The 5,606-nt window shown below is 45.3% G+C and carries 3 protein-coding genes and 1 pseudogene; all 4 read left to right on the forward strand.

Annotated features, from left to right (window positions below):
* Positions 1 to 1,058, forward strand: a 1,058-nt coding sequence (lpxB, locus tag AB4653_RS05140; protein WP_372103488.1) for a lipid-A-disaccharide synthase, incomplete at its 5' end; no start/stop codon positions are given.
* A gap of 48 nt (positions 1,059 to 1,106) precedes the next feature.
* Positions 1,107 to 1,727, forward strand: a complete 621-nt coding sequence (gene rnhB / locus AB4653_RS05145) for a ribonuclease HII (RefSeq protein ID WP_009847405.1) — start codon at positions 1,107 to 1,109, stop codon at positions 1,725 to 1,727.
* Between the two features lie 143 nt (positions 1,728 to 1,870).
* Positions 1,871 to 5,350 carry a DNA polymerase III subunit alpha gene (gene dnaE / locus AB4653_RS05150; protein ID WP_009847404.1) on the forward strand — a complete coding sequence of 1,160 codons (3,480 nt, stop codon included), beginning with the start codon at positions 1,871 to 1,873 and terminating at the stop codon, positions 5,348 to 5,350.
* A 45-nt stretch (positions 5,351 to 5,395) separates the two neighbouring features.
* Positions 5,396 to 5,606, forward strand: a pseudogene (locus AB4653_RS05155) (acetyl-CoA carboxylase carboxyl transferase subunit alpha); the annotation flags it as partial.

Below are 5,606 nucleotides of genomic sequence, written 5' to 3' on the forward strand. Positions count from 1 at the left end.
ATGCTGAATTCGTGGGTATTGGCGGACCAAAAATGAAGGCGCTTGGTTGTGAGTCTCTTTTCGAAATGGAAGAGCTTGCCGTGATGGGGCTTGTAGAAGTGCTTGGTCGTTTACCTCGCTTGCTAAAAGTGAAAGCGGAGCTAGTTAAGTACTTTACTCAAAACCCGCCAGATGTCTTCGTCGGTATCGATGCGCCAGACTTTAATCTAAGACTTGAATTAGATCTTAAGAACGCGGGCATTAAGACTGTTCATTATGTCAGCCCTTCAGTCTGGGCATGGCGTCCAAAGCGTATCTTTAAAATCGACAAAGCAACCGATTTGGTACTGGCTTTCTTACCATTCGAAAAAGTGTTTTATGATAAATATAACGTTGCTTGTGAATTCGTTGGCCACACGTTGGCTGATACCATTCCACTGGAGCCGAATAAGAAAGAGGCTCGCGATCTTTTAGGTTTAGATCAAGATAAGCCGTGGTTAGCGGTATTGCCAGGTAGCCGTGGTGGTGAAATGAGTTTGATTGCTCAACCATTTATCGAAACTTGTCAGCGCATTAAGCAAAAGTACCCTGATATCAATTTTGTTGTTGCATTGGTTAATGAACAGCGCAAGAAACAGTTTACAGAGATCTGGCAATCGACGGCACCTGAACTTGAATTTACCTTGGTAGAAGATACGGCTACCAATGTGATTACTGCTGCTGATTCTGTTTTGTTAGCTTCTGGTACTGTTGCTCTTGAGTGTATGTTGCTGAAACGACCGATGGTCGTTGGCTACAAGGTCAACAAGCTCACTGGCTATATCGTTAAGAAATTGTCGATCACAGAATTTGTCTCGTTACCGAATATCCTAGCGGGTGAAGAAATCGTAAAAGAACACATTCTTGAGGAGTGTCACCCAGATTACCTTTTCCCATCGGTCGATAAGATGCTTTCAACTGACAACGCGCCACTTATTGAACGCTTTACTGAAATGCATCACTGGATTCGTAAAGATGCTGACAAACAGGCAGCTAACGCAGTTCTGAAATTGATCGGTCGAGAGTTTGTTGAATCATAAAGTGCTTCTTTCAAAAGCATTTGCTTAAAAGTTACAAAGAGAATTGTCATGGCAGTAAAAGAGAAAAAAGAATTTCCTCCTTTTGAGTATCCTCAAGGCTACCAGTTATTCGCTGGTGTTGATGAAGTGGGGCGTGGGCCGTTAGTTGGTGATGTAGTTACCGCCGCGGTTATCCTCGATCCGAATAACCCAATCGAAGGCTTGAACGATTCAAAAAAACTGTCTGAGAAAAAGCGCCTTGCTCTGCTTCCTGAAATTAAAGAGAAAGCCTTGGCATGGTCTGTGGGGCGTTGTTCCCCACAAGAAATTGATGAGTTGAATATCTTACAAGCGACTATGGTAGCTATGCAGCGTGCTATTGCCGGGCTGAGTGTTCAACCTGATATAGCGCTAATAGATGGAAACCGAGTCCCTGAGCTACCGATGGCCGGTCTGGCTATTGTGAAAGGGGATTTACGGGTGGCTGAAATCAGCGCAGCGTCTATCATCGCTAAAGTGGTTCGTGACCAAGAGATGGAAGAACTTGATAAGCTTCATCCAGAGTTTGGTTTTGCTAAACATAAAGGTTACCCGACAAAAGCGCATTTTGAAGCGATTGAAAAACATGGCGTAACCGAGCATTACCGCAAAAGCTTTAAGCCAGTAAAACGTATTCTTGGCATAGATTAGAGCGAATTGAATAAGCTCTATATAGATTAGAGCTTTACGTAAACTAGAGCTTAGCATCGAATAAAGTTGCTTAGTGACGCTAGAAAAAAATAGAATACACACAGTTGTAATCCTAGGCTCAAACCTAGAACTCAGGAAAAATAATGTCAGATCCAAAATTTGTTCACCTACGCGTACACAGTGACTTTTCGATGGTGGATGGCCTATCCAAGGTGCCACCATTAGTTAAAAAAGTCGCTGAAATGGGTATGCCTGCTCTAGCATTGACCGACTTTACCAACCTGTGCGGTTTGGTGAAATTCTACGGTACTGCTCATGGGTGTGGGGTTAAACCAATTATTGGTGCTGACTTCTTGATGCAGTCTCCTGATTTTGGCGATGAATTGACAAAACTCACCGTTATTGCAACGAGTAATAAAGGCTACAATAACCTAACGTTATTAATATCAAAAGCTTACCTTCGTGGCCATGTGCAGCATCAGCCTGTTATTGATAAAGAGTGGCTGATTGAACATGCGGAAGGCCTGATTCTTTTATCGGGTGCAAAAGAAGGTGAGATTGGTAAAGCGTTGCTGAAAGGCAATAGAGAGTTGGTTGCAAGCAGCGTTGAGTTTTACAAAACACATTTCGCAGACCGTTTTTATCTGGAGCTCATTCGAACTGGACGTACGGACGAAGAGTCTTATCTGCACTTTGCGCTGGAATTGGCTGAGCAAGAAGACCTGCCAGTTGTTGCGACCAACGAAGTGGTATTCATTTCTGAAGACTTGTTTGACGCTCATGAAATCCGTGTGGCGATTCACGACGGCTTTACCATGGTTGATCCACGTCGACCGAAAAACTACAGTCCACAACAGTACCTCCGTAGCGAAGAAGAGATGTGTGAGTTGTTCTCAGATATCCCTGAAGCATTAGAGAACAGTGTTGAGATCGCTAAGCGTTGTAATGTCACCGTTCGATTGGGCGAATACTTCTTGCCGAACTTCCCGACGGAAGGTTTGGCGATTGAAGACTTCTTGATCAAAAAATCAGAAGAAGGTCTTGAACGACGTTTAGCATTCCTATTTCCTGACGAAAAAGTCAGAGCTGAACGCAGGCCTGAATACGATGAGCGACTTAAAATCGAGCTAGAAGTAGTTAATAACATGGGTTTCCCAGGTTACTTCTTGATCGTAATGGAGTTCATCCAGTGGTCAAAAGATAACGATGTACCAGTAGGCCCGGGTCGTGGTTCTGGTGCTGGTTCTTTGGTGGCTTACGCGCTTGATATCACGGATCTTGATCCACTTGAATATGACTTGCTGTTCGAACGTTTCTTGAACCCAGAACGTGTATCCATGCCCGATTTCGATATCGACTTCTGTATGGATAAGCGTGACCAAGTTATTGATCACGTGGCTGAAATGTACGGCCGTGATGCCGTTTCTCAGATCATCACCTTCGGTACTATGGCGGCAAAAGCGGTAATCCGTGACGTTGGCCGTGTATTAGGCCACCCATTTGGTTTTGTTGACCGAATTTCTAAGCTGGTTCCGCCTGATCCGGGCATGACGCTAGAGAAAGCATTCCTCGCAGAGCCTGCATTGCCTGAACTTTATGATGGTGATGAAGAAGTTCGTGAGCTGATTGATAAATGTCGAATTCTAGAAGGTTGTACGCGAAACGCAGGTAAGCACGCGGGTGGTGTTGTAATCTCACCGACCACGATTACTGACTTTGCACCTATCTATGCCGATGCGGAAGGTAACTTCCCAGTAACGCAATTCGATAAGAATGACGTAGAAACTGCTGGCTTGGTTAAGTTTGACTTCTTGGGGCTGCGTACACTGACGATCATTGACTGGGCATTAGGCCTAGTAAACCCTCGCTTAGCGAAAGAGGGGAAAGATCCGGTTCGTATCGAGTCGATTCCTCTGGATGATCAAGCGTCATTTAACCTATTACAAAATTCTGAAACCACCGCGGTATTCCAACTGGAATCGCGTGGTATGAAAGATCTGATCAAGCGTCTGCAACCCGACTGTTTTGAAGATATCATCGCATTGGTGGCCTTGTTCCGTCCTGGCCCTCTGCAATCAGGCATGGTAGATAACTTCATCGACCGTAAACACGGACGAGAGGCGGTCTCTTACCCTGATGAAACGTGGCAACACGAATCGCTTAAAGAGACACTAGAACCTACGTACGGCATCATCCTGTATCAAGAACAGGTAATGCAAATCGCTCAGATTCTTGCGGGTTATACGCTTGGTGGAGCCGATATGCTGCGTCGTGCGATGGGTAAGAAAAAGCCTGAAGAGATGGCAAAACAGCGCGGTACCTTCAAAGAAGGTGCTGAAGCCAATGGTGTTGATGGCGAACTGTCCATGAAGATCTTTGACTTGGTAGAGAAGTTTGCGGGCTACGGCTTTAACAAATCTCACTCGGCTGCATACGCACTGGTTTCTTATCAAACACTGTGGTTGAAAACACACTACCCTGCGGAATTCATGGCGGCAGTAATGACCGCGGATATGGATAACACCGAGAAGGTTATTGGCCTTGTCGATGAGTGTTTCCGTATGAAGCTCAAGCTCCTTCCACCTGACATCAACTCGGGCCTATACCGCTTTAATGTGGATGAAGATGGCGCAATTGTTTATGGCATCGGTGCGATTAAAGGGGTGGGTGAAGGCCCAATTGAAGCCATCATCGAAGCGCGTAACAAAGGTGGTTACTTTAAAGACTTATTCGACTTCTGTGCACGTCTTGATCTGAAGAAGGTCAACAAACGTGTTATCGAAAAGTTGATTCTATCCGGAGCCTTAGATAGATTAGGTCCTCACCGAGCGGCGATGATGGCATCTTTGAAAGATGCGGTTAAGGCAGCAAGCCAACATCACCATGCTGAGTCGTTCGGTCAATCTGATATGTTTGGTGTGTTGACCGACGCTCCGGAAGAGGTTGAACACAAGTATACCCAAGTGCCTAAATGGCCTGAAAAGGTTTGGCTAGAAGGTGAACGCGAAACGCTTGGTTTGTATTTAACGGGTCACCCGGTGAATGCTTACATTAAAGAACTTGCGAAATACACCAGCTGTCGTTTGAAAGATGCGACGCCGACTCGTCGTGACCAATCCTTAACGATTGCAGGTTTGGTCATTGCGGCTAGGGTCATGACCACGAAGCGCGGTACTCGAATCGGTTTGATGACTCTTGATGACCGATCGGGTCGGATGGAAGTGATGTTGTTCTCTGATGCGCTCGATCGCTACGCAGAATTGCTCGAAAAAGACAAAATTGTGGTTGTTTCTGGACAGGTCAGCTTTGATGATTTCAATGGTGGGCTTAAAATGTCCGCGCGCGAGGTCATGGACTTAGGAAGCGCCCGTGAGAAATATGCTCGTGGGGTGTCGATATCTATCGAGCAATCCCAAATTAACGGTCAATTTTTTGAACGCTTTGGTCAAATCTTAGAACCTTATAGAGCCGGAACGGTCCCAGTCAATGTATACTACCAACGTGCCGACGCTAGAGCGCGGTTAACATTGGGCACAGAATGGCGTGTGACGCCAAGTGATACATTACTAGACGAATTAAAACAGCTGCTTGGAAATAGCCAAGTAGAACTCGAATTTAACTAAAATTTAGCTCCGTAACTGCGGAGCTGAATCAACAAGGATTCATAGATGAGCCTGAACTTTCTAGAATTTGAAAAGCCTATCGCTGAACTTGAAGCAAAAATCGAAGCGCTACGTGACGTTTCGCGTCACGGTGGTGACACAGCGGTAGATCTAGACAAAGAAATTGAACAACTAGAGAAAAAAAGCTTAGAGCTTAAACAGAAAATCTTTAGTGACTTAGGTGCATGGCAGGTAGCTCAACTTGCTCGTCACCCTC

It is taken from the genome of Vibrio sp. 10N.222.48.A3 (genome assembly GCF_041475345.1).
GTDB lineage: Bacteria > Pseudomonadota > Gammaproteobacteria > Enterobacterales > Vibrionaceae > Vibrio > Vibrio tasmaniensis_A.

Excerpts from the sequence above, each read along its gene's own strand:
- rnhB (WP_009847405.1), top strand. The coding sequence starts at position 1,107 with ATGGCAGTAAAAGAGAAAAAAGAATTTCCTCCTTTTGAGTATCCTCAA.
- dnaE (WP_009847404.1), top strand. The coding sequence starts at position 1,871 with ATGTCAGATCCAAAATTTGTTCACCTACGCGTACACAGTGACTTTTCG.